The sequence below is a fragment of the Acerihabitans sp. genome (genome assembly GCF_036398755.1).
GTDB lineage: Bacteria > Pseudomonadota > Gammaproteobacteria > Enterobacterales > Enterobacteriaceae > Acerihabitans.
This window is the reverse complement of record NZ_DASWOM010000017.1, coordinates 68207-91436: the sequence shown is the minus strand read 5'-3', so window position 1 is coordinate 91436 and position 23230 is coordinate 68207. Positions and strand designations below refer to the sequence as shown.

At 62.8% G+C, this 23230-nt stretch carries 19 protein-coding genes; 8 read left to right on the top strand and 11 right to left on the bottom strand.

Going from position 1 to position 23230, the window contains the following annotated elements; genetic code table 11:
- Positions 1-48: 48 nt before the first annotated feature.
- From VGC33_RS03165 to VGC33_RS03140, 6 genes are all read right to left on the bottom strand, one after another.
- Positions 49-1647 (bottom strand): rhodanese homology domain-containing protein, encoded by a 1599-nt coding sequence (locus tag VGC33_RS03165; protein WP_331118946.1) that lies wholly within the window; start codon positions 1645-1647, stop codon positions 49-51.
- Positions 1640-2236: a cysteine dioxygenase family protein gene (locus tag VGC33_RS03160; RefSeq protein WP_331118945.1), complete on the bottom strand. Its 597-nt coding sequence runs from the start codon at positions 2234-2236 to the stop codon at positions 1640-1642. Before VGC33_RS03160 ends, VGC33_RS03165 begins: the two co-directional genes overlap by 8 nt.
- An 89-nt stretch (positions 2237-2325) precedes the next feature.
- Entirely contained in the window at positions 2326-3231 is a 906-nt protein-coding gene (locus VGC33_RS03155) for a LysR family transcriptional regulator (RefSeq protein ID WP_331118944.1), read from the bottom strand.
- A gap of 19 nt (positions 3232-3250) precedes the next feature.
- Entirely contained in the window at positions 3251-4759 is a 1509-nt protein-coding gene (locus tag VGC33_RS03150) for a tripartite tricarboxylate transporter permease (protein ID WP_331118943.1), read from the bottom strand.
- An 11-nt stretch (positions 4760-4770) separates the two neighbouring features.
- A complete protein-coding gene (locus VGC33_RS03145; RefSeq protein WP_331118942.1) occupies positions 4771-5208 on the bottom strand; it encodes a tripartite tricarboxylate transporter TctB family protein in 438 nt (145 codons plus the stop codon).
- Positions 5209-5236: 28 nt separating this feature from the next.
- Positions 5237-6253, bottom strand: coding sequence for a tripartite tricarboxylate transporter substrate binding protein (locus tag VGC33_RS03140; protein ID WP_331118941.1), 1017 nt, complete (start codon positions 6251-6253; stop codon positions 5237-5239).
- Between the two features lie 489 nt (positions 6254-6742).
- Here VGC33_RS03140 and VGC33_RS03135 point away from each other — a divergent pair, with 489 nt between their 5' ends.
- Positions 6743-8110, top strand: a complete 1368-nt coding sequence (locus VGC33_RS03135; protein ID WP_331118940.1) for an MmgE/PrpD family protein — start codon at positions 6743-6745, stop codon at positions 8108-8110.
- Positions 8111-8141: 31 nt separating this feature from the next.
- A complete protein-coding gene (locus tag VGC33_RS03130) occupies positions 8142-9467 on the top strand; it encodes an MmgE/PrpD family protein (protein WP_331118939.1) in 1326 nt (441 codons plus the stop codon).
- 92 nt (positions 9468-9559) lie between these two features.
- On the opposite strand, the gene VGC33_RS03125 is transcribed toward VGC33_RS03130, so the two are convergent.
- Both VGC33_RS03125 and VGC33_RS03120 read right to left on the bottom strand, forming a co-directional pair.
- Positions 9560-9898 (bottom strand): DUF7940 domain-containing protein, encoded by a 339-nt coding sequence (locus VGC33_RS03125; protein ID WP_331118938.1) that lies wholly within the window; start codon positions 9896-9898, stop codon positions 9560-9562.
- 131 nt (positions 9899-10029) lie between these two features.
- Positions 10030-11163 carry an iron-containing alcohol dehydrogenase gene (locus tag VGC33_RS03120; protein ID WP_331118936.1) on the bottom strand — a complete coding sequence of 378 codons (1134 nt, stop codon included), beginning with the start codon at positions 11161-11163 and terminating at the stop codon, positions 10030-10032.
- 376 nt (positions 11164-11539) lie between these two features.
- Here VGC33_RS03120 and VGC33_RS03115 point away from each other — a divergent pair, with 376 nt between their 5' ends.
- Both VGC33_RS03115 and VGC33_RS03110 read left to right on the top strand, forming a co-directional pair.
- Entirely contained in the window at positions 11540-13591 is a 2052-nt protein-coding gene (locus tag VGC33_RS03115) for a hydantoinase/oxoprolinase family protein (RefSeq protein ID WP_331118934.1), read from the top strand.
- A complete protein-coding gene (locus VGC33_RS03110; RefSeq protein ID WP_331118932.1) occupies positions 13588-15267 on the top strand; it encodes a hydantoinase B/oxoprolinase family protein in 1680 nt (559 codons plus the stop codon). Before VGC33_RS03115 ends, VGC33_RS03110 begins: the two co-directional genes overlap by 4 nt.
- Before the next feature lie 9 nt (positions 15268-15276).
- On the opposite strand, the gene VGC33_RS03105 is transcribed toward VGC33_RS03110, so the two are convergent.
- Positions 15277-16011, bottom strand: coding sequence for a GntR family transcriptional regulator (locus VGC33_RS03105; protein WP_331118929.1), 735 nt, complete (start codon positions 16009-16011; stop codon positions 15277-15279).
- 307 nt (positions 16012-16318) lie between these two features.
- Between VGC33_RS03105 and VGC33_RS03100 the strand changes: the two genes are divergently transcribed.
- From VGC33_RS03100 to VGC33_RS03085, 4 genes are read left to right on the top strand one after another with little or no spacing between them, the layout of a single operon-like run.
- On the top strand, positions 16319-17065 hold the full coding sequence (locus VGC33_RS03100; protein ID WP_331118927.1) for an amino acid ABC transporter ATP-binding protein: 747 nt from the start codon (positions 16319-16321) through the stop codon (positions 17063-17065).
- A gap of 12 nt (positions 17066-17077) precedes the next feature.
- On the top strand, positions 17078-17935 hold the full coding sequence (locus tag VGC33_RS03095; RefSeq protein ID WP_331118925.1) for a glutamate ABC transporter substrate-binding protein: 858 nt from the start codon (positions 17078-17080) through the stop codon (positions 17933-17935).
- An 18-nt stretch (positions 17936-17953) separates the two neighbouring features.
- Entirely contained in the window at positions 17954-18601 is a 648-nt protein-coding gene (locus VGC33_RS03090) for an amino acid ABC transporter permease (protein WP_331118923.1), read from the top strand.
- Positions 18598-19392, top strand: a complete 795-nt coding sequence (locus tag VGC33_RS03085) for an amino acid ABC transporter permease (protein WP_331118921.1) — start codon at positions 18598-18600, stop codon at positions 19390-19392. The genes VGC33_RS03090 and VGC33_RS03085 overlap by 4 nt, the downstream gene beginning before the upstream one ends.
- 61 nt (positions 19393-19453) lie before the next feature.
- Here the strand turns inward: VGC33_RS03085 and VGC33_RS03080 are convergent, their stop codons facing one another.
- Entirely contained in the window at positions 19454-21121 is a 1668-nt protein-coding gene (locus VGC33_RS03080; protein ID WP_331118919.1) for a hydantoinase B/oxoprolinase family protein, read from the bottom strand.
- Position 21122: 1 nt separating this feature from the next.
- Positions 21123-23210 carry a hydantoinase/oxoprolinase family protein gene (locus VGC33_RS03075; RefSeq protein WP_331118917.1) on the bottom strand — a complete coding sequence of 696 codons (2088 nt, stop codon included), beginning with the start codon at positions 23208-23210 and terminating at the stop codon, positions 21123-21125.
- Between the last annotated feature and the right edge of the window lie 20 nt (positions 23211-23230).

Sequence of the window (23230 nt, the reverse complement as noted above, 5' to 3'; positions counted from 1 at the left end):
GGCGGCGGCCGTTTCGGCGCGGCATTTACCGCGTTCGCCGCCTCCCGGCTATATCACCGAAAAACCATGGGTGCCGTCTTCCGCCAGTTGCGCCACCAGCCCGAACTCCCAGTCCAGGTAGGCTTGCATGGTGGGTGCCGGCACATCGGTGCCCTCGTAGGGGCGGCGATAGCGATCGATGCGCGGCGACAGCAGCCGGGTTTCACCCTGCTCCAGCGGCAGGTTCGCCGCGCGCCAGGCGGCGTTCCCCCCGTTCAGCACGTATACCGGCTTGCCGGTAAGCTGTTCCAGTTCGGCCACCGCATACCCCGCCAGCAGGCTGGTGCCGCAGGTGACGACATAGCGTTGCGCGGGCGGTAAGGCCCCCGCCGCGGCCAGCCGGTCCAGGTCCGATCGCAATACCCAGCCGGCGCCGGGAATATGGCCGTCGACATAATGGGCGCTGCCGGTAAAATCGAGCACCCGGGTATCCGCTTCGCGCAGCCAGCCGGCAAGGATCGCCGCGTCTACCCGCCGCTGCGGCGGCAATGCGGGCAGCGGCGGCGACCATTCTCCCCGTTGGCTGAAATCGTCGTCGGTCAGTCCGTCCAGCACCCAAACCCGCCAGTTCATCTGCGCCAGCCAGGAGGCGGTCATATCGGCGCGCACCCCCATGTTATCGACCAGCACGATCCGCGCGCCGCGCACGCAGGCGTAGTGGTCGGTCTCCTGCACCAGCTGGCCGCCCGGCACCGGCCGGGCGCCGGGCAAATGACCGGCGCTATATTCTTCCGGGGCGCGCACATCAAACACATAGGTGGTACTCGACTCATCGGCTAGCCACTGCGCCAGTTCCGCCATGTTCGTGCGTTTTACCCCGGCCCGGTCGGCGACCCGCCTGGCGTCTTCGGCGGCCAGGCGGCAACCGTCGGCGTCCGGCGGTCCATAGCGGCGGCGCTGGCCCTGCTCGAGGGCATAACCGGCAAGCGTCCAGCCGATGGTGCCGTTGCGCAGGGCGAATACCGGATTGGCGATGCCGGCATTGACCAGCGACTGGGCGCCGATAATGCTGCGGGTGCGCCCGGCGCAGTTGACGATGATCCGCGTTGACGGCGATGGCGCCAGATCGCGCACCCGCAATACCAGCTCCGCGCCCGGCACGCTGATGCTGCCGGGAATATTCATGGTCTGGTATTCATCAAAGCGGCGTACATCCAGCACCACCACCTCCGCCTGCCGATCCAGCAGCGCTTTCACCTGCTCCGCCGCCAGCGAAGGGGTATGGCGCTGATGCTCCACCCACTCGCCGAAAGCCTTGCTGGGGGAATTCACATCGCTGAACAGCACGCCGCCCGCCGCCCGCCAGCCGGCCAGATCATCCTCGAGCAGCGCCACATCGGTATAACCCAACGCCATCAGGCGCTCGGCGGCTCTGACCGCCAGCCCCGCGCCATTGTCATACAGGGTTATCGGGGTACCCAGGCGCGGGATGCGCGCGCGCACCTCGATCTCGAGTCTGGAAAGCGCAATATTGGCGGCAAACAGCGGATGGCCCTGTGCAAAGAGGGCCTCTTCGCGTACATCCACCAGCGCCGTTTCCCGCCGTTCCAGCAAGGCCCGGCGGATAACGCCGGATCCGCGCCGTGCCGGCGCATTCACATTAGCCATATCGTGATAAGTCCCAAATGTTAGGCAACAAGGTATTGGAGTAACCGGAGATAAAGCGTTTTTCACTGCCGTCCGGCTGGTAGGTGGCGCGCCGCACCGCGCCGATATTGGCGCCGTAGACGTGGATGCTGACGGAAACCCGATCGCCGAAGGCATTGCTCACCTGATGGATATCCCCCACCCGCGGCGACACCGCCTCCACATCGCCGGGCTCCAGCCGCACCGGATCGCCCGTCGGATGCAAACCCTCGCTGCCCCGGCTGAACAGTTGCGACTGTTCAGCGCCGCGCAGCATGCCGATCAGCCCCCAGACCCGGTGATCGTGAACCGGTGTTTTCTGACCCGGCCCCCAGACAAAACTGACTACCGAGAAGCGTTGGCGGGAATCGGCATGGAGCAGATACTGTTGATAATGATGGGGGTCCGGCCGGGCGAAAGCGTCGTCCAGCCAGTCGTCATGACTGACCAGCCCGGCCAGCAAACTCTTCCCCTGGCGGAGGATTTCGGCCTCATCCCCGGTTTCATCCAATACGGTGGCCAATTGTCCAATAAAATGGCGTAGCCGTTGGTAGTCTACTGGTGCTGTCATGATATTTTCTCCTGGATTACCCGTGTGATTTACCCTCTCGCAAGGGCGGCTGTTTACAAGGCGGATGACGCTCAAACGGCCGGCGAACGTTATTGCGCCACGGGTTCCGCCAACCCGAGCCCCGCCGCGACCGCCGCGCCGAAGCAGGCCGCCGCGTCGGCCAGCGGCCTGGGCAGGGTGGCATGCGCCAGCCAAAGCCGGTTATGCGGCTGAAAGTCCCGTAGCGGCAAAATGCGCAGCCGATTGGCGTATACGCTGCTTTCCACCAGGTAGCGCGGCAATAAACCCAGGCCGTTGCCCGCGGCAATCAGGGCGAGTTGCAGGTTGCTGCCGGTGACTTCCATATTGATGCGCATCGGCAGGCCGCGATCCTTTAGCGCACGTTCCAGGCCGGCGCGAAATCCGCAGCCCTCCGGATTCAGCACCCAGCCCCGCTGATGGCAGGCCGCCAACGTATCAGGAACCGGTTTATCGTCGCCGGCGGCGATGACCACCAGCGGTACCGGCCCCAGGTCATGGCATTGCCAGCCGTGGGGAAAAACATTGCTGGCGGGCAGCAGCAGCAAAGCCGCATCCAGCGCCCCCTTCTGCATCCCCTGCAATAGGCTGTTGCCCCAGTTGCCGCTCAGGTGCGGCTCGATATGGGGAAAGCGGCGGGTCAAGGTCTTCAGCGCCGGCAATACCCCGATGTCGGTAATGCTCTGCGGCATCCCCAGGCGCAGGACCCCGCTCGGCGGCTCATCCTGCGCCACCAACTGCCGCAACACCCCCATTTCATTACTGATACGCTGGCACTGCTGATACACGCGCAGGCCGATGGGCGTGAGCGTCAGCGGTTTGGTTTGCCGGTCGAGCAGCACGACGCCCAGGGACGCCTCCAGGCTCTGAACCCGGCGGGTGATGGCGGGCTGCGTCAGTCCCAGCAGCTCGGCCGTTTCGCGGGTCGACTGCAACTGCACCAGCGCCATAAAGGCATTCATTTCATCAAGTTTCATTGTTTTCCCGCGCCTTGAATCACACTTGCCGGCCGGCGGCGGACCGCCGGGCGCGCCAGAACGGCACCACCAGGCTCAGACCCAGTGACAATAGCGTCAGGATCAGGAACCCGATGGCGATGGGACTGGCGATAAAGACATGCATATCGCCGGCGGAAATGGTCAGCGCCTGGCGAAACGACTGCTCCAGGTTGCTGCCCAGCACCAGGGCAAGGATCATCGGCGCCAGGGGCACGTCAATCTTGCGCAGTACATAACCCAGGATGCCGAATCCCAGGATCAGATAAAGGTCAAACACGCTGGATTTAATGGCATAGACGCCGATACTGGCCACGGTAACAATGCCGGGCAACAGCATGCCGGTCGGGATGTACAGCAGCCTGACGAATAAAAATACCAGCGGCAGGTTGAGCAACAGCAACATCAGGTTGCCCAGGTACATGCTGTCCACCAGGCCCCAGACCAGCTGCGGATGGGTTTGCATCAGCAACGGCCCCGGCTGGATGCCGAACATCACGAACGCGCCCAGCAGCAGCGCCGAGGAACTGCTGCTCGGCACGCCAAGCGTCAGCAACGGCACCAGGTGCCCGCCTACCGCGGCATTATTGGCGGCCTCCGGCCCCGCCACCCCCTCGATCATCCCCTGGCCGAACCGCTCAGGCGTTTTGCTCAGCGATCGCTCCAGGCTATAGGACAATACCGTGGCGATGGTCGCGCCGCCGCCCGGCAGGATGCCTTTGGCAAAACCAAGCAGGGTGCCGCGCAGGATCGGCATGCGCGAACGCCGCCATTCCTCCCTGGTCAGCCACAGGCTGCCGCGGATGGGCTGGATTTGCGCTTCGCCTTTTAAATGGCGTTCAAAATTTATCAGCACCTCCGACAGGGCAAACAGGCCGACCGACGCCACCAGGAAAGGCACCCCCTCCTGTAATTCCGGGATAGCGCCGGTAAAACGCGGCATGCCGCTTTGCAGGTCGATGCCGATGGTCGCGATAATCAACCCCAGCACCATGGCGAACAGCCCCCGCGCCAGCGATTTTCCGCTCAGTGACGCCACGGCGCTCAGGGAAAACAGCAGCAGCATGGAAAACTCCGCCGGCCCGATGCGCAGGGCGAAGGCGGAAAACGGCACGGCGAAAAAACTCAGCAGCACGACGGCGATGGTGCCGGCGATACAGGATCCGATGGCCGACACGGCAAGCGCGGCGCCGCCGCGTCCCTGCCGCGCCATTTGGTGCCCGTCCAGCGCGGTCATGACCGAGGACGATTCGCCGGGGGTATTGATTAGAATCGATGAGGTCGACCCGCCATACATCGCGCCGTAATAAAGACCGCAGAGCATAATCAGCGCCCCGGTGGGTTCCAGTCCGAAGGTGACCGGCAGCATCAGGGCAATGCCCGCGGTCGGCCCCAGTCCCGGCAGTATGCCGACGGCGGTGCCCAATAAGCAGCCAATCAGCACATAAAACAGATTTACCGGCTGAAAAGCCACGCTAAAGCCGTGCAAAATTTGCAGGTAGGTATCCATAGCCGCCTCTATCAGGAAAAGAGCCGCCCGGCGGGCAACTGCACGTCAAGGGCATATTTGAACAGATACCAGCTCGCCAGCGAAAAAATCACCGCCACCAGCACCGCGTGGCCGCGTTTCGGATGGCACCAGCCCATGGTAATCACTAAAAACAGCAGGGTATCGAGGAGGTAGCCCAGGCGTTCAAACGCCATAAAGTACAGGGCGATGACCGCCACCGCCGCCAGTACCGGCTTCAGCGATCCGCCGGCCTTATGGCGCGGCGCAGGGTTTTTCAACCCCTCCAGCAATAGCAGCAGCGCGCAAAACAGCATGGCGATGCATAACAAACCGGGAAAAAAACGCGGGCCGATGGGATCGCCGATGCCCATCAGGGGGATCCGCTGTATTCCCCAGTAATAGCAGGCGGCGAGAATGGCGGCCGCCGCCGCGAGCATAAGGCTTATCATGGTGGTCAACTCCCGTCCCTTTTCCCGGTTAATGCGCGGTCAGGCCGAGCGCCGAGTACAGCGCCGTCAGACGTCCGGCCTCACCGTCCAGCAGTCGCGCGGCCACGTTATGATCGCCATAACCCGCATCGATATATTCCTGCTGCAGTTCGGCATGCCAGGCCGGGGTCGCGGTGATTTGCCGCAGCGCCGCGTCCCAGAAGCGCACTTGCGCGGGGGTCAGCCCCGGTGGGCCGATAACGATACGCCACCCGCTTGCCACCACATCCGCCCCCTGCTCCCGCCAGGTGGGAACATCCGCCAGCACGCCGCCCAGGCGCGCCTCGCTCGCCGATGCCAGTACCCGCAGCCGCTGGGCCTGGACAAAAGGCACAATGCTGGACGGCGTTGTGATAACCACGTCAATATGCCCGCCCAGCGTGGCGGTAACCCCTTCCGCCGCCGAATTGAAGCTGACCGCCTTGATTTTGTGGATATCGGCGCCGGCCGCGGTCGCCAGTTCCATCGCGGCGGCGAAGTTAACCGTGCCCACGCCGCTGGAGACGGAAAAGGAGACGCTGCCGGGGTCTTGCCGCAACCGGGCAATCAAATCCTTGCCGTCCTTAATGGGCGAGTCGCTGCGTACGGCAAACAGGAAATTTTCGCTGAACAGCAGCGCCAGCGGGGTAAACGCCTTATAGTCGATGGGACTGCGGCCCAGTATTTTATTGGTGACAAAGGGGGTGTTAACGACCTGGATGCTTTCCCCAACGCCGGGCTGATTCAACAGGGCATTCAGCGCCAGCGCGTGTCCGCCGCCCGGACGATTGACCACCTCACCGCCGGCGGGCGCCAGTCCGGCGCGCTTCAGGCCGTCGCTTACCATCCTGGCGGTACGGTCCATGGAACCGCCGGGACCGACCCCCACCAGCACCTGAACGGGACGCTGCGGCCGCCAGTCCTCGCTATCGGCGCCGTGCGCCAGCGTGGCAAAAAATAACACCATGGTTATAGGCAGATATAAATGCCGATGAATACCGGACCTCTGTAAACGAAGCGTTTTCATTGCCTATCCCTTTTAAACAATTATTTTCAGAAATTGAGCCAAACACATTTCACAATAAAACCGTCAGCCAGCGGACCCTACCATCCGCCGTAAGATAAATAAAATGCATTTTATCGCTAAGTTAATATGCAAAAAGAAAATAATCATTTATCGCCCTTGGCCCAGGATTAATTCCCGGGGGAAAAACGGCACCGGCATACAGGGTTTTTTTTATTAAATACTTATATATCATCATATTAATTACACCACCGTTTGTATCTTTCTTCGCATTCCTTGCCGATAATGATTTTTTTTCACCGCCCATAGCGGCCCTTAGAAAACATATAGCTTAACTTAGCCGATAATATCATAAATATAAATCATATTAATAACGCCTAACATCATGATATTTTATAATCCTCACGCTATCCCGATGGGCACTTTTCCGCAACGGTAATGTAAATTGCGGGTGCGTATTGCCTTTTGGTTATGACTGATTAAGGAAAAGAAATGCCCGCGACACCCCCTTTATCTGACGCCCATCCGCGCGCCGGACAATTAATTCGCTTTATTCAGCAAGCGCGCGACCAAACGTTTCCCGATGAGGTACTGCAAGAGGCGAAACGCGCCCTGATTGATTATCTGGGCGTCGCTATCGGCGCGGTCCATGACCCGGCCGTCAAGGCGGTCAGGCAGGTGGCGCTGCAATGGCAGGCCAGGGGCCGGGCGCAAATCATTCTTGGCGAGCGGACCGCGCCTGCGCTGGCGGCGCTGGTCAACGGCACCATGGCCCATGCGGCGGATTTCGACGATACCCATCCCGCCGGCGCCGGCCACCCCAGCGGCCCCTGCTGGTCCACGGCGCTGGCGCTGGCCCAGGCGCGGGACGTCACGGAACGGCAGGTATTGGCCGCCTTCATCACGGGGTATGAAATCATGGCCAAACTGGGCGGCGGCGGTCCCGGTGGGGTCGGCAGGAATTTGCAGCGCCGGGGGTTTCACCCGACCGCTATCGTCGGCCGGGTGGGCGCCGCCGCCGTGGCCGCGTCCCTGCTCGGCCTTGAGGATACCGCCTCGGCAAACGCCCTGGGCGCGGCGGCGACGATGATGGGCGGGCTGATGAAGTCCTCCGGCACCCACGGCAAGCCCTTCCACGCCGGCAAAGCGGCAATGGACGGCATTATGGCGGCGGAGCTGGCGCAGTCGGGATTTATTGCCGCTCATCATTTTTACGAGCCCGCGGGCTGGCTGAAATCCTTTATCCAGACCGGAGAGGTCGAGGTGCCGCCGTTGGATCTGGGCGAAACCTGGGAGCTGGCGTCCAACGGCTACAAGCTTTACGCCAGTTGCCGCGGCACCCATGCCTCCATTGAAACCGCGCGCGCGCTTTTTACCCGGCTCGACGGCCGCGAGATTGCCCGGGTTCAGGCCCGGGTGCATCCCATGTGCATGATCAATGCCGGCAATCCCCACCCCCGCACCCCCCTGGAGACCAAATTCAGCGTTCAGCACTGCGTCGCCCTGGCACTGTGCGGCTACGCGCTCGGAGAACAGGATTTTACCACCGACCATACCCAGGATCCCCGGGCCAGGGCACTGCTGGCAAACGTGGAGGCGCAGGCCGTGGAAGGACAGGCGCCCCATGCGTCGATAATCGATATTTGGTTTAAAAACGGCCAGCATCTGCGCGGCGAAACCGCCATCGTGCGCGGCCATGCCCTCAATCCCCTGACGCTTGATGAATTACATGAAAAATTTTCCCGCCTGACGGTGCCCGCGCTGGGCCGTGAGGACAGCGAGCGGTTATTCCAGGCCGCGGCCAGCTTTGAACAGCCCGGCTCCCTGGCCACCCTGACCGCCCTTCTTTCCGGGCGGTAAGAAGCCTGCCATTTACCGATAAGGAACGATCATGACCATCGCGTTGCAATTCGCCGGCAATATCCATCGGTTTCATCGGCGCGACTTGCCCGACGAAACGGTTGCGCGGGCGCGTTACGCCATTATCGATACCCTGGGCGTCACGCTTGCCGGCAGCCGACAGCCGGGCGCGGGTAAATTACGCGCGGTTATCGAACCCACCGCCGCCCGCGGCCTTAGCCGGGTTTTCGGCACTGATTTGCGGCTCAATGCCCTCGACGCCGCCCTGCTGAACGGCATTGCCGCCCATATGCTGGATTTCGACGACTCCAACTCCCGCCTGCACGGGCATACCTCGGTCGCCATACTGCCGGCGCTGCTGGCGCTGGCGGACGAACTGCGGGCGCCCGCGGCCGCGGTGGTAAAAGCCTATATTACCGGATTTGAGGCCGCGTCGCGTCTGGGCGACGCGGTCGGCCGTTATCAATACACACACGGCTGGCATCCCACCACTTCCATCGGCCTGTTCGCCGCCGTGGCGGCCTGCGCGGCGCTGCTAAATCTTGGCGAGACGCAAACCGCCGGCGCGCTGTCGATCGCCACCGCGCTGGCCTGCGGCATCAAAGCCAATTTCGGCAGCGAGACCAAACCGCTGGGCGTGGGCCACGCCAATCGCAATGCGCTGCTGGCCGTCAAGCTGGCGCAGCAGGATTTCAGCGCCGGCGACCTGGCGTTCGAGCATCACCACGGCTACCTTAACGTTTTCAACGACGGTGCGGATCATTATGACGTGTCATCCCTGGTGAATCCCTGGGATGGCGAGCCGGTACTGCTCGATCGCGAGAAAGGCATCAAGCAAAAGCGCTTTCCCTGCTGTTATGCCATTCTGCCGCCGTTGGACGGTATCTTATCCCTGCGCCAGGAACATCGCCTGACGCCGGACAGCATTGCCCGCGTGGTGGTGGGGGTGCATCCTATCCGCTTTGCGCATATTGACGTGCCTGCGCCGGCCACTCCGCTGGCCGCCAAGTTCAGCCTGCATTATTGCGTGGCGCGCGCGCTGGAAAACGGCCGTCTGGAACTGGACGATTTTAGCGATGAAACCCGTTTCGCCCGGCCTGATACGCGCGCGTTAATGCAGCGGGTTACGCTTGCGCGCTACCAGCGCGACAATATCGGCGGCGCCGAGGTGGCCATTGAAACCCGTGACGGGCGGCGGTTGACCACCTATATCGACAGCGCCCTGGGATCGTCCTATAACCATCCGCTGCCGCCGTCGCTGAATAAAGAAAAATTCCTGCGCTGCGCCGCGCTGGCACTGGGGGAAAACGCCGCATCGGCGTTTTATCAGCGCCTGAGCCAGGGTGAACTCTCCTGAGGCGGGAAACGCAGCGCGGATGACCGCCAACGCCAGGCCGGCGAGGAGGGAGTGCCGGCCGCCGGCAAACATGGCGGACCGTGCTTTCATGATCAGTCCTCCAGGGTCTGATTTTGTCCAGCCAGGTGCTTTTGCCGGACAAGCTGTGACACCACGCCCAGGGCGACCATCACGGCACCCAGTATGCCCAGGTAATGTTCCGGGATAAGCGACTTTACCTCAACGGGCGGCACATTCCACGCGTTCAGCGCCGCGTCGGGGAAGGACGCCACCCATGCGGTAAGGATCGAGCCGATCGAGGCCAGCCAGACCGACCATGCCTTGAACAGTTGCTTTGCATTGGCCACATATTCCAGGTTGCCGAACGCGTGGACCAGCACCACGGCGGCGGTCAACAACAAGACGATAACGAGGTAAAGGAGAAAATCCATAACCGCTTCCTACAGGCGCCGGGGGTGCCGGTAAGCATCACATCGGCGTGACGCCGGACCCGTTGCGGCGCGATCCGTTACGGGCATTTATCGCCGTCACGATGGCGGCCAGGATAAAACGCCATTCGTCGTTATTGACATTCGATGCGAAACGCCGCGCCAATCATCGCCCGGCGCTGTGCCGGCGCATAGTCAAGCAGCGAATTTTTGCTGTTGGATTTTTCCAGGCACACCGCCAGCTCTGCCCCGCTGAGCGTCAGATCATCCCGCCAGAAGGGCGCAATGGCGTTGCGGGTGATATAGGCCGATAAATACTGTTCCGGGCTGTCCTGGCTTTCTGGAAACAGCCGGACGGCCAACGCCGCCATCCGCGCCCGTTGCTCGGGCTGATCGCTGTTTGCCAGCAGTTCCAGGAACGGCAGCAGCAGCCGGCCGCAGACCTGGCCATGATGGTAGTCGCGCAGGGCGCCGACTTCGCCCGCAATGCCGTGGATGACGCCCAGCCCCGCCATGCTCAGCGTCAGGCCGCCCAGATAGGACGCCTGCATGATAGCCTCGCGCGCGTCTTCGCCGCCGTTTAGCGCCGGCCAGGCCTGGAGGAAAAGACGCATGCCGGTCAGCGACATTTCGCGCGACAGGCCGCTCGCCGTTTTGGATAAGTAGGACTCGAACAGGTGGGTGAAGGCATCGATGGCGCAGCAGGCCAGCACCGGATCCGGCGCGCCGGCCAGCAGCCGGGGATCTAGGATGGCTATCTGCGGCACCAGGTTATTGTGGCGCAGCGACGCCTTGACCTTATTGATTTGGCTATCGGTAATTACCGCGTTCTGCGTCGCTTCACTGCCGGTGCCGGCGGTGGTGGGAATGGCGATAAGCGCAAGGGTTGCGCCGCTCAGCCGGCTATCGCCCACCTTTTCCATATAGCGCAGCGTCGGCAACGGATGCTCCACCAGGGCGGCAAACGCCTTGGCGGCATCCAGCACGCTGCCGCCGCCGATGGCCACCACGCGCCGCGTTTTGCCGCGCCAGCGCGCCACCCATTGGTCGATATCCTGCGGCGACGCCTCATGGGCGACAATCTCGATGCCGGCCAGCAGAGGCGCCAGCCGGCTCGCCAGCGCGGCGTATATCGGCCCGCCAAGGAACGAGCGGCAGCTGAACAGCAGCGTCGGCCGCGGGTCGGCTTCCAGCAGGGGAATAAGCTGGCTGATGCTGCCGGCGCCAAACCAGGTTTGCCGATTGGCGATCATCAGGCTTGGGGTCATAACTTCTCCTTGGCGGGCGCGAAAACCACAGCATAATCCAGCGCCGCCCGGCAAACCAACGTTTTTCACCGCCAACCGGGGCGGCGTTCAGGGTACATATCCGCGAATGAAGCCGCGTCTGTCGCCCGCGGCGGCATTTTTCAGCGCCGGCATCGCGGGGAGGCCAACCGTCATCGGCCGGCAACCCGTTACTCCGTCCAGGGAAATCATTTTCCGGTCGTGTCATTTTATTATGACTAGTCATTAATGATCATAAATAGGAATTAAAGCCGCCACATGAGGTTTCTACCGGCGCATTCGCCATGCTGTGTTTGACACACATGACTAGTCATGTATATTGCCCTTTGACGATAACTGTTATCCGGATGAGGTTGAAATGCGAATTGGGGTTGATGTAGGGGGCACGTTTACCGATGTCGTCACGCTGGACCCGGCGGCGGGACTGCGTTTTGTCAAGACGCCCTCGGTGCCGGCCGATCCCGCCCAGGGCGTGCTTGATGGGCTGGCGCTGCTGGCGAGGGAACTCAACCAAAGCCTGGCGGAAATGCTGGCGGGTACGACGGTGTTTATCCACGGCACCACGGTGGCCACCAATATCCTGGTACAGCGCAACGGCGCCCGGACAGGCTTGATCACCACCGCCGGCTTTCGCGATCTGCTGGAATTGCGCGAAGGCACCAAAGACCATCGTTACCGCCTGCGCGATCAATTTCCCGCACCGCTGATTGAGCGGAATCTGCGTCTGGAAGTGATGGAGCGCATGGATAAGGATGGCGGCGTCGAAACGCCGCTCGACGACGCCGGGACGCTAGAGGCGATCAATAGCCTGCGCGAACGGCGGGTCGAGGCGGTGGTGGTGTGCTTCCTGCACGCCCACCGTAATCCGCGGCATGAAATCAGGGTGCGTGAGCTGATTGCGGCCAGCGGTTGGTCGCCGTTCGTGTCGCTGTCGCACGAAGTGTTATCGCGCGAAGGCGAATACGATCGGCTGTCGACGGCGGTGGTCAACGCGTATGTCGGTCCGGGACTGGACGGCTACCTGACGCGGCTGGCCGGCAATCTATCGCGCAACGGCATTCGCGCGCCGCTATTGATCATGCAATCCAACGGCGGCGTATTGCCGGCGGACGAAGCCGGGAAACGCTCGGTGGGCGCGGTGACCAGCGGGCCCGCCGGCGGCGCGATGGCCGGCGCGCTGTTTGCCGGACATTACCGTTTCCCGCGCCTGGTGGCCTATGACACCGGCGGCACCAGCACCGATATTTGCGTGATTGAAGAACAACGGCCGGTGGAAATCCAGGCCAAGCACTTGGCCGATATGAAAATCGCCGTGCCCGCCATTGATATCAACCCCCTGGCCGTCGGCGGCGGCAGCATCGCCGCGATCGACGGCGGCGGCATCCTGACCCTTGGCCCGCGCAGCGCCGGCGCCGCGCCCGGGCCCGCCTGTTTTATGAAAGGCGGCACGCGCCCGACGCTGGCCGACGCCAATCTGGTGCTCGGTTTTATCAGCGCCGATACCTTTCTGGGCGGCAGGCTTCGGCTCTCGCTACCGGCCGCCGTCACGGCCATTACAGACCATATCGCCGCGCCGCTCGGCCTGTCGGTTGAAGACGCGGCGCTCGCCGTCCATAACCTGGCCAGTTCAAAAATTACCGAGGGCATCAGGCTGGCCACCGTGCGGCGCGGCGCCGATCCGCGGGATTTCGCGCTGTTGTCCTTTGGCGGCGCCGGCGGCGTCCACGCCAGCGCCGTGGCCAGCGAGCTGGAAATTCCCGAGGCTATCATCCCACGCCAGGCCTCGGTGCTGTCGGCGCTCGGTTTCCTGGCCGCCGACGTGCGCCATGATATCCAGCGCGCGGTCGGCGGGCCGGTCGGCGGCATGGCCGCCAACGCCCTGGGCGAACTGTGCGCGCAGATGACCGAAGAGGCGCGGCGCGGCTTATCCCGTCAAGGGTTCAGCCCGGAGCACATGACGCTGCGTCTGGAAGCCGATTGCCGCTATGAACGCCAGATTCACAGCATTCCGGTGGCCATGGATGCGTTATGGCCGGCCGGCGAGCTGGACGCGCGTTTACAACAGGCATTTGAGGCGGCCTATATGGGCCTGTACCATCATATCCACGAAAGCGAACCGGCGATTATCGATCAGGTTCGCATTGCCGCCTACGGGGTGCTGCCCAGGGTCGCCCCGCCCCGGGTTGCGGATCAGGCCGGCGTCCCGGCGCCGCGGGCCGCACGCCGCGTTTACCTCAACGGTTTTCTCTCCTGCCCGGTTTACTGGTTCGACGCGCTTGGCGCCGGCGCCCGCCTGCGGGGCCCGGCGTTGATAGACTCGGCCTCCACCACCGTGTTGTTGCACCCGGGCGATTACGCCCGGGTTGACGAGATTGGCTGTCTTCACATTACCCGCGGAGAATATGCATGAACCGGCAAACAGAGATTAACCCGCTGACGCTTTCCGTGGTGCGCCATAAACTCCAGGCCATTGCCGAGGAAATGGCGGAAACCATGACCCACACCTGTTTCTCGCCGATCCTCAACCAGAACCAGGACTTTTCGACGGTGATCGCCGACCATTCAGGCAATACCGTGGCGCAGGCGGAACGCGTGCCGATCCATATGGGCGCCATGTCCTGGGCATTGAAAGCCATGATGCAGCGCTTCGGCGACGATCTGCGCCCCGGCGATATCTTTATCGCCAACGACCCCTACTCCGGCGGCAGCCATTTGCCCGATATCACCATGTCCAAGCCGGTGTTCGCCGAGGGCCGGCTGCGGCTGTGGGTATCCATCCGCGCGCACCAGGGCGATATCGGCGGCATTTCCGCCGGCGGCTACAGCGCGTCGGCGCGGGAAATATGGCATGAAGGCCTGCGCATCCCGCCGGTGCGTCTGGCAAGGGAGGACGCGGTGCACACCGATATACTGGATTTTATCGCCCTGAACTCGCGCAAACCCGGCGATTTGAAAGGGGATATCCTGGCGCAGATCGCGGCGGTCAATATCGGCGCGCGGCGGGTTTCGACCTTGCTGGCGCGCTATGGGGCCGATGAGATAAACCGATGCGTGAGCGGTATTCTCGACGCCGGCGAGCTGGGGTTGCGCCTGCTGCTTAAACGCTGTCGGCCGGGGGTTTTCACCGGCATGAGTTATCTGGAGGGCGAGGATCACGCCCGCTGGATCCCGGTGCCGGTGAGCGTGGAAATCCGCGATGGCCGCGCGGTGGTCGACCTCACCGGCTGCCCCGATCAGGTCGATAACTTTTTAAACAGTCCGCTGGCCAATACCCGCGCGGCGGTGAACGTGGCGTTTTTATACTTATGCGACGATGAACAGCAGTTGAACGACGGCAGCGCCAGGGCCATTGAATTGCGCACGCGTAAAGGCAGTCTGGTGGATCCCGTCGAGCCGGCCCCGGTCGCGGCCTGCACATCCCTGACCGCCAGCGCGATTATCGAGGCGGTGCTACAGGCAATGGCGGCGTCGCTGCCCGGCAATGTCATGGCCGGGTTCGCCCGCCGCTTTCGTTTTGCCATCGCCAGCCGCGGCCAGGACGGCGGTTCGTTTATCTGGCACTCCTTTTTCAATCGCGGCGGCGCCGGCGCCAACGCACAATTCGACGGCTGGCCGAACCTGGGCGGCATCCATAACCCCGGCGGCACGCCGTCGCCGGGCATCGAGCGTACCGAGGCCACCTATCCGCTGGTGATTGAGGAATACAGCCTGCGCCAGGACTCCTGCGGCGCCGGCGAACAGCGCGGCGGGTTGGGCGGCAAAATCGCCATCCGCTATACGGGCGCCGAGCCGGGGGTGCTCAACGTAGCGGGCGCGGGCACCGACGTGTTGCCCTACGGTTTGATGTCCGGCCGGGAGGCGCAGGGACATGAATATTATATTTTGCGCGCCGGCACGGCGACACAGCGGCTTAACGGGCGCGAAAGCGGCGTGGTGATCAGCCGAGGGGACCGCATCGTTTGCCTGTCCGCCGGCGGCGGCGGCTACGGCGATGCCGCCAGGCGCGATCCCGAGCGGGTCAAGGCCGATGTGGAGAGCGGTTATATCTCGCCGGAGCACGCCTCGCGCTTTTATGACTGGCGGTGATCCGGGGGATCACGCCGGTTTAACCGCTTTGATATGGTAGCGAATCGGGTACTGTTCGCGGAAATACGCCTCGCCGCAGATCAGCGGCCGGCGGTTTTCTCCGCTGAGCAGATAATCCCGTACCAGCACCGGCGTGCCCGCCTTGATCTGCAAATGGCCGGCGATTTCCTTGCCGGCGCCCATGACCCGGATCAGGCCGTCCACATCGGTTACCGGCAGGCCGATCTGGTTTTCCAGTATTGAATACATGGCATGATGGGTTAAGGCGTCGATGGTCAGCCGGGAGCCGATCTCCAGTGGAATATAGCGATTCTCCAGCACTGCCGGGGCGCCGTTGACCAGGCGTAAACGCACCAGGTGATAGATTTCGCCCTGTTCGGCAATCTCCAGCGCCGCCGCGACTTTCACCGGCGCTTTAAGGCGGTTAAAGGCCAGCAGGCGATATTCGATCGTGGCGCCCTTTTCGGCGATTTCGTCCTCAAAGGAACGGATGCGCGTCATATCCAGGGTGGTCGCCAGGCTTGGGGTTTTGACAAAGGTGCCCCGGCCCTTTTCGCGGCTGATGACCCCTTCGAAATCCAGCTGCTGCAAAGCGCGTACCACGGTGGATCGCGTGGTGGCGAACTCGCGGGCCAGCACTGACTCCGAGGGGAGCCTGCCGCCCGGCGGATAGCGGCCGGCGGCGATACCCGCCAGGACATGCTGATGGATCTGCTGGTACAGCGGTGTGTTTTTTTTAGTCATTTTTATTTAACTTGTTGATTAATCCCAGTTAATACCACAGCGTTTCCCCTTTGACCCGGGCGCATTGTCTCACAGGATACAGCGGGAGTGAACTGGTTCAGCGGCCCGGCCGGCGTTGGCTCGGCCGGGGCAACATGACTAGTCAAATAAAACCGCATCCTCCCTGCCAGCACATCCTTCAGCTATTTAACCATAACGTTTTCATATACCAGACGCTTAGATATTTAATATTGACTAGTCATGTAGTATAGATAGCACTCAACATAACATCCGCTTTGTTGCTCTGTCATCATCCTGTGAGGCGATAATGCCAAATACTGAAATTGTCCGGATTGAAGGCGCGGTAAAGTATTTCGGCACGTTCCGCGCCCTGGATAATATTGACCTGACCATCGCCAGGGGTGAAGTGGTGGTGGTGATAGGGCCGTCAGGCTCGGGGAAATCCACCCTGTGCCGGGTTATCAATCGGCTTGAAACCCTCGACGGCGGCCGCGTCCTTATCGACGGCGCGCCGCTGCCGCAGGAAGGCCGCCCCCTGGCGGCACTGCGCGGCCGGGTCGGCATGGTGTTCCAGTCATTTAATCTCTTTTCCCATAAAACCATTCTGGAAAACGTCACCCTGGGACCGGTCAGGGTCAAGGGCATCGCGCCGAAACTGGCGCGGCAGCGGGCGCTGAGCCTACTGGCCGGGGTCGGGGTGGCGGAACAGGCCGATAAATACCCCGCCGCGCTGTCGGGTGGCCAGCAGCAACGGGTGGCCATCGCCCGGGCATTGGCCATGCAGCCGGAAATCATACTGTTCGACGAACCCACCTCGGCGCTGGATCCGGAAATGGTCAGCGAAGTGCTGGACGTGATGCGTGATTTGGCTAAATCGGGCATTACCATGCTGGTGGTGACGCATGAAATGGGTTTTGCCAGACAGGCGGCGCACCGGGTGATTTTTATGGATCGGGGCCGTATCGTCGAACAGGACAGTCCCGATAATTTCTTTTCCTCGCCCAAAAGCCAGCGGGCGAGGGATTTTCTCTCCAAAGTCCTTCCTCACTCCTAAGGTTGAAACCACATGACTGTTCGCCTGTTTTCCCTGTGTATCGCCCTGCTGCTGACCGTTTGCAGCGCCGGCCGCGCGGCCGAAGCGCCCGCGTTCGCGCCCGGTTCCACCATGGATCGGTTATCGAAGGCTGCCACGCTGCGCATCGGCGTTAAATACGATCAGCCCTTGTTCGGCATGCGCAACCTGTCCGGGCAGCCGGAAGGTTTTGATATCGACCTGGCGAAACTTATCGCCGCCAAACTGGGTTTTCCGGCCGATAAGATTACCTGGGTCGAGACCTCGGCGCCGAACCGCGAACCGTTTTTACAGCAAGACCGCGTCGATCTGGTGATTGCCACCTATACCATTACCGAGAAACGCCGCAAGGTGGTTAACCAGGCCGGTCCCTACCTGGTGGGCGGGCAGGTGTTGATGGTCAAAAAAGGCAACCCGCAACATCTGGCGGGGCCACAGAATCTGGACGATAAAAAAACCTGCGTGCTGAGCGGTTCCACCGGCCAGAATTTTATGCTGACCCATTACCCTAAGGCGATACTGGTGCCGTTCGACGTGGTGTCCAAATGCAACGAAGCGCTTAAAAACGGTTCGGTGGACGCCATTGTCAGCCCGAACCACGTGCTGGCCGGGCTGGTAAAAGCGGATCCGCACGGCGTGGAAATGGTCGGCAAACCCTTTCTCGACGAGCCTATCGGCGTGGGCATGAACCGCAATGCGGTCGACCTGTGCAATTTTGTGCTCGACGTGCTGCGTAAAGCCGATGCGGACGGCAGCTACGCCGCCATCTACAACCGGCAGGTTAAAGCGTGGCTGGGCGGCGACGGCAAACTGCCGCCGCTGGATCCCTGCCCTCCGGCCTCCGGCGCCTGACGCGGGAGCCTTGCCGATATGGATATAGTGCTTAGGAATTATGGCGTGTTGCTCCACGGCGTGCTTATGATGCTGTCGCTGACCGGGGCGGCGCTGGCGTTCGCCTTTCCCCTGGGCATCGGGCTTGCGATAATGCGGCTGTCGCCGGTGGGCCCGTTGCGGGCCGTGGGGACGCTGTATGTCGATATCTTCCGCAATACGCCGCTGACGGTGATATTTTTCTTTTCCGCTTTTATCCTGCCGACGCTGGGATTGTCGTTTTCCTATTTCGCCTTCTCGGTCATCGCGCTGGCGGTGTATTACACCGCTTTTTATGGTGAAGCGCTGCGATCGGGCGTCAATATGGTGCCGCCCGGACAAATCGAGGCGGCCAGGGCCATCGGTCTGTCGTTTACGGCCATCCTGCGTTTTATCATCCTGCCGCAGGCGCTGCGCCATGCTTTTGCGCCGCTGATCAACGTGACCCTCGCCCTGGTGAAAAGCACCGCCATCGCTTCCGCTTTCGGGGTGGCGGAAAGCGTGTCGGTCATGGAACTGCTGATTTTGCGCGAGGGCGACGCGGTGTTTGCCATCTTGATGATCACCTGTTTGCTGTATCTGGCGGTGACGCTGCCGCTGGCATTGATCGCCGCCGCCGTTGAACGGCGCATGGGGAGCGCGCGATGAAACCCAGTGTTTTCGATGCGCCCGGACCGCTGGCTCGCCGCAACGCCCGGGCGATCGGCGCCCTGTTTATCCTGCTGTGCGCCGGCGCGGCGTGGTTTGCGCTGCGGCGGTTCAGCCACGCCGGCATGCTGTCGGCCGAGGTGTGGGCGGTGCTGCTGAATACCGATTTGCAGACATTGCTGGCGCAAGGCTTAACGGCGACCTTTCAGGTGGCCATGACCGCCGGCGCGCTGTCCCTGCTGGCCGGCATTATTATCGCCGCCGCGCAGCTGTTGCTTGAGAACGCCGCCGGCCGTGTTGTCCTGCGGGCGTGGGTCGAGATTTTCCGCTGCCTGCCGCTGCTGCTGTTGATTTATTTTGTCTATTTCGCCGCGCCGGTGGTGGGCGCGTCGGTGTCGACCTTTTGGTCGCTGGTGGCGGGCCTGGTGCTGTACAACAGCGCGGTGATAGCCGTAATCGTCAGCGCCGGCATTCAGGCGTTGCCGCCGGGCCAGGCCGAGGCCGGGGCCGCCATCGGCCTGAGAAGACATGAAATATTCACCGCCATTCAGCTGCCGCAGGCGGTGCGCGCCATGCTGCCGGCATTGATAAGCCAGATGGTGGTGCTGCTAAAGGAAACCTCGCTGGGATTTATCATCGGCTATACCGAGTTCCTGCGTAATGCCCGCACCGCGGTGGAGTATCTCGGCAATAGCTATTCCCTGCCGGTGTATACCATGATGGCGCTGGTGTATATCGTCATAAACTGCCTGCTATCGCGAGCGGCGACCCTGGCGCAAAAAAAAGCCTGATCCCGGCCATCGGCTGGTGACGACGGCGGGAACAGGCGTTTATCAACCGCCCGGCCAGGGCTTAGCGCGCGCTGTAGGCCGCTTGGGCATGGGCGGCGGTGATTTTCTCCTCCAGGAGATCCCGCTCAAGCGACGCCGGGTCGCGCAATCGCGCCTCGCCATACCCGCCGGCGCCGGCCATTTCAGCGCGCAGCACCTCGCCGGCGTTGAACACGCGAATAAATTTCGACGGTAAATCCCGCTCATCGGACTGCCCGGGATTCAGCACATTGCGCGCGCCCCCGCCAGGACCGCCGCCCAGCAAGCCCCAGGGCCGCGAGGTGAAACGGTCGGCGCGGATCTGCACATTGACGTTATCCACCAGGAACCGGTACTGGCGCACCATGCCCAGCGCGCCGCGGTATTGGCCCACGCCGCCGGTATCCGGCAGAAAGCCGTACTCCTCGATGCGCAGCGGATTTTCCGCCTCGATAAGTTCCACCGGCACATTGGCCAGATTACCGATGCAATAGGGTCCGGCATCCTGACCGTCGCTGCGCGGCCCGCCGCCCAGGCCGGTATTGTTGTGGAACTCGAGGTGCAGGAAGCGCCGGCCGTCGCCATCGTTGCCGGAGGCGGCGATGGCGAATTCCGAACCGCCGGCGCAGGCGGGCAACCGGTCCGGGATGAGCTTCGCCAGCGCGCCGAGCACGATGGAACGCAGGCGGAAGCCCACCTGGCCGCGCGAGCCGACCGCCGCGGGGAACAGCACGTCGACAAACGTGCCGGGACGGGTGATAACGTCAATGGCGCGGTACAGGCCGGCGTTATTGGGGATGGCCTCCGCCAGCACCGTACGGATGGCGGCGTAGGCGCAGGATACGGTAAAGGCGCGGTTGCAGTGCACGGCGCCGCCCAGATCGTCGTCGGTCTCGCTGAAGTCGGCGATAATGCGGCCGCCGTGTTTTTTAAGCTTCAGATGAATGCGCACCGGACCATGGCCGGCGCCGTCGTCGTCATTCCACTCCTCGAACTCCACCTCGCCGTCCGGCAACTGCGCCAGGCTGTCGCGCGTCAGTTTCTCGGCGTAGTCGATAAGCGAGTCCAGGTAGGCGTCAAACTGATCCGCGCCCCACTGGCCGGCCATTTTTTCCACTTCGTTTGCCGCCTGTTCGAGCGCCGCCAGCTGCGCGCGCACATCGCCCATCACCCTTTCCGGCACCCGGGTGTTATATTCGATGATGCGCATCAGGTCGGCATCCGCCCGCCCGCCGCGCACCAGCTTGACCGGCGGGATACGCAGCCCCTCCTCGAAGATTTCCATGCTGTCGGCGGCATTGCCGCCCGGCACCCGCCCGCCCAGATCGCTGTGATGCAGGATCAGGCTGACGAAAGCGACGCGACGGCCGGCGATAAACACCGGCCGGAAGGTGAAAATATCATTGAGGTGGCTACAGCCCGAATAGGGATCGTTGCTGGCCAGCACGTCCCCGGGCTGGATGTCCTCGCCAAAATGCGCCATGCAGGCGTCAAGGGCCGGCATCACCACGCCCAGATGCACCGGCACCGCCAGGCCCTGCGCCACCAGCCTGCCCCGCCCGTCGCAAATGGCGGCGGAGAAGTCCATGCTGTTCTTGACATTGGAGGTACGGGCGGTACGGATCATGCGCACCAGCGTATTATCCGCCGTGGTGACCAGGGCGTTTTTCAATAATTCGCGTTTAATCGGATCGATGATTATCTGGGTCATATTATGCCTGTACGGTAGTTAACAGAACGTTGTTCCAGTCGTCGCGCGCCGCCTGCCAGCCGGGACGCACCACGATGGTGGTGTCATATTCCTCGACGATAAGCGGACCGGCCGTCGGGGTGGAGGTCAACGCATCCCGGGCGATAACCGGGGTGTCCAGCCAGCCGGCGGCGTCGAAAAACGCCTGGCGCGAATGGGTTTCGACCTTTTTTTCGCCATGGCGCCGCACGCGATCGGGCATGCGCTGCCGGTCGGGCACGCCGCGGCATACCAGCTTGAGCGCCACGAATTGCAGCGCCTCATGGGGCGACGCATAACCGAAGACATGCTGGTGTTCGCGATGGAACGCCGCCGCCAGCGCCGCCAGATCCACCGCGCCGGTGGGGATTTCAATGGTCAGCGGCGAAGTCTGGCCGAGATAACGCAAATCGGCGAAACGGGTCAGCATCTGCCGCGCCGGCAGGCTATAGCCTTCATGCTCAAGCATGCCGAGGCCCCGGCTTTGCAGCGGGTCGAACGCCGCCGCCATGCCCGCCGGGTCCACGTCATCCAGCCGGTGATAAAACGCCGTCACCAGTTGATGCTCCACGTCGGCGAACAGCATGCCCAGCGCGCTGAACAGCCCGGCGACCGGCGGGATAATGATACGCGTCATCCCCGAGGCTTCCGCCAGCGAGCAGGCGTGCACCGGGCCATTGCCGCCGATGGCCAGCATGGCGTATTGCGAGGGATCGCGTCCCTTTTCCGATGAGACGCCGCGCAGCGCGCGCAGCATGGCGGCATCGGCAATGGTGTGGATACCGGCGGCGGTTTCGGTGGCCGAGAGACCGATTTGCCCGCCGAGCGCGGCAATCACCGCGCGCGCGCCTTCGCTGTCCAGCGCCAGTTCGCCGCTGACCAGCGCCCGCGGGTTAAGATAGCCCAGCAGCAAATTGGCGTCGGTCACCGTCGCCTGGGTGCCGCCGCGGCCGTAGGCAACCGGTCCCGGCTCGGCGCCCGCGCTGCGCGGCCCCACCTGCAGGCCGCCGGCGCTGTCGCTGGCGGCGATGCTGCCGCCGCCGGCGCCGACTTCCGCGATGTCGATGGTGGGCACCTGCACCGGATAGCCCGCGCCTTTAATCATGCGGGTGCCGAGCGCGGCCCCGCCGCCCACCTCGGTTTCCGGACACAGCGCGTAGGCGAAGTCTTCGATGATCGTCGCCTTGGCGGTGGTGCCGCCCATATCGAACACAATCATATCGCCCTCGCCGATATGCCGGCCCAGGCGAGCGCTGCCCAGCACGCCGGCCGCCGGGCCGCTTTCGATAATATCGATAGGCTGGCGCGCCACCACATCGCCGGGGGAAATGCCGCCGCTGGACTGCATAATCATCAGCGGCGCCTCGATGCCCAGCCGGGCAAGCCGGGTTTTCAGCGCCTCGACGTAGCGCCCGACCACCGGGCGGATATAGGCATTGACCACGGTGGTGCTGGTGCGTTCATACTCGCCCAGCTGCGGCAGCAGATCCACCGAGGCGGTGACGGTAATGTCGGGCAGCCTGGCGGCGATATAGGCCGCGGCCGCCCGCTCGTGATCGGGATTGACATAGGAGTTGACCAGCGTCACCGCCGCCGCCTCCACGCCTTCCCGGCGAAAGATCGCCACCGCCGCGTCCAGGTCCGCGGTTTCCAGCGGGGTTACCACCTTTCCGCGCGCGTCAATCCGCTCCGTCACTTCGCAGCGCAGCTGGCGCGGCACCAGAGGCGCTGGTTTTTTATAGTCGATGTCATAGAGGCGGGGGGTGCGAAAGCGCCCGATTTCCAGCACATCGCGAAATCCTTTGGTGGTCACCAGACCGACCCGGGCGCCCTTGCGCTCTATAATGGTATTGGTGGCGACAGTGGTGGCGTGGACGAACTCGCGTATATCCCCGCCCTTGATATTGAGCGACGACAGCAGCGCCGCGACGCCGTCTTCGATGGCCTGGCTATAGTCGCGCGGCGTGGACAAGACTTTTTTGCTGAATATGGTGCCATCGTCGGCGATCAGCACCACGTCGGTGAAGGTGCCGCCGATATCCACCCCTAAACGATAAGTTGACTGGGTCATAACGCTCTCTTTAATCTTAA

Excerpts from the sequence above, each read along its gene's own strand:
- VGC33_RS03115 (WP_331118934.1), top strand. The coding sequence starts at position 11,540 with ATGCGAATTGGGGTTGATGTAGGGGGCACGTTTACCGATGTCGTCACG.
- VGC33_RS03110 (WP_331118932.1), top strand. The coding sequence starts at position 13,588 with ATGAACCGGCAAACAGAGATTAACCCGCTGACGCTTTCCGTGGTGCGC.
- VGC33_RS03095 (WP_331118925.1), top strand. The coding sequence starts at position 17,078 with ATGACTGTTCGCCTGTTTTCCCTGTGTATCGCCCTGCTGCTGACCGTT.
- VGC33_RS03160 (WP_331118945.1), bottom strand. The coding sequence starts at position 2,236 with ATGACAGCACCAGTAGACTACCAACGGCTACGCCATTTTATTGGACAA.
- VGC33_RS03120 (WP_331118936.1), bottom strand. The coding sequence starts at position 11,163 with ATGACCCCAAGCCTGATGATCGCCAATCGGCAAACCTGGTTTGGCGCC.
- VGC33_RS03130 (WP_331118939.1), top strand. The coding sequence starts at position 8,142 with ATGACCATCGCGTTGCAATTCGCCGGCAATATCCATCGGTTTCATCGG.
- VGC33_RS03155 (WP_331118944.1), bottom strand. The coding sequence starts at position 3,231 with ATGAAACTTGATGAAATGAATGCCTTTATGGCGCTGGTGCAGTTGCAG.
- VGC33_RS03075 (WP_331118917.1), bottom strand. The coding sequence starts at position 23,210 with ATGACCCAGTCAACTTATCGTTTAGGGGTGGATATCGGCGGCACCTTC.
- VGC33_RS03150 (WP_331118943.1), bottom strand. The coding sequence starts at position 4,759 with ATGGATACCTACCTGCAAATTTTGCACGGCTTTAGCGTGGCTTTTCAG.
- VGC33_RS03105 (WP_331118929.1), bottom strand. The coding sequence starts at position 16,011 with ATGACTAAAAAAAACACACCGCTGTACCAGCAGATCCATCAGCATGTC.
- VGC33_RS03100 (WP_331118927.1), top strand. The coding sequence starts at position 16,319 with ATGCCAAATACTGAAATTGTCCGGATTGAAGGCGCGGTAAAGTATTTC.
- VGC33_RS03090 (WP_331118923.1), top strand. The coding sequence starts at position 17,954 with ATGGATATAGTGCTTAGGAATTATGGCGTGTTGCTCCACGGCGTGCTT.
- VGC33_RS03085 (WP_331118921.1), top strand. The coding sequence starts at position 18,598 with ATGAAACCCAGTGTTTTCGATGCGCCCGGACCGCTGGCTCGCCGCAAC.
- VGC33_RS03080 (WP_331118919.1), bottom strand. The coding sequence starts at position 21,121 with ATGACCCAGATAATCATCGATCCGATTAAACGCGAATTATTGAAAAAC.
- VGC33_RS03165 (WP_331118946.1), bottom strand. The coding sequence starts at position 1,647 with ATGGCTAATGTGAATGCGCCGGCACGGCGCGGATCCGGCGTTATCCGC.
- VGC33_RS03135 (WP_331118940.1), top strand. The coding sequence starts at position 6,743 with ATGCCCGCGACACCCCCTTTATCTGACGCCCATCCGCGCGCCGGACAA.
- VGC33_RS03145 (WP_331118942.1), bottom strand. The coding sequence starts at position 5,208 with ATGATAAGCCTTATGCTCGCGGCGGCGGCCGCCATTCTCGCCGCCTGC.
- VGC33_RS03140 (WP_331118941.1), bottom strand. The coding sequence starts at position 6,253 with ATGAAAACGCTTCGTTTACAGAGGTCCGGTATTCATCGGCATTTATAT.
- VGC33_RS03125 (WP_331118938.1), bottom strand. The coding sequence starts at position 9,898 with ATGGATTTTCTCCTTTACCTCGTTATCGTCTTGTTGTTGACCGCCGCC.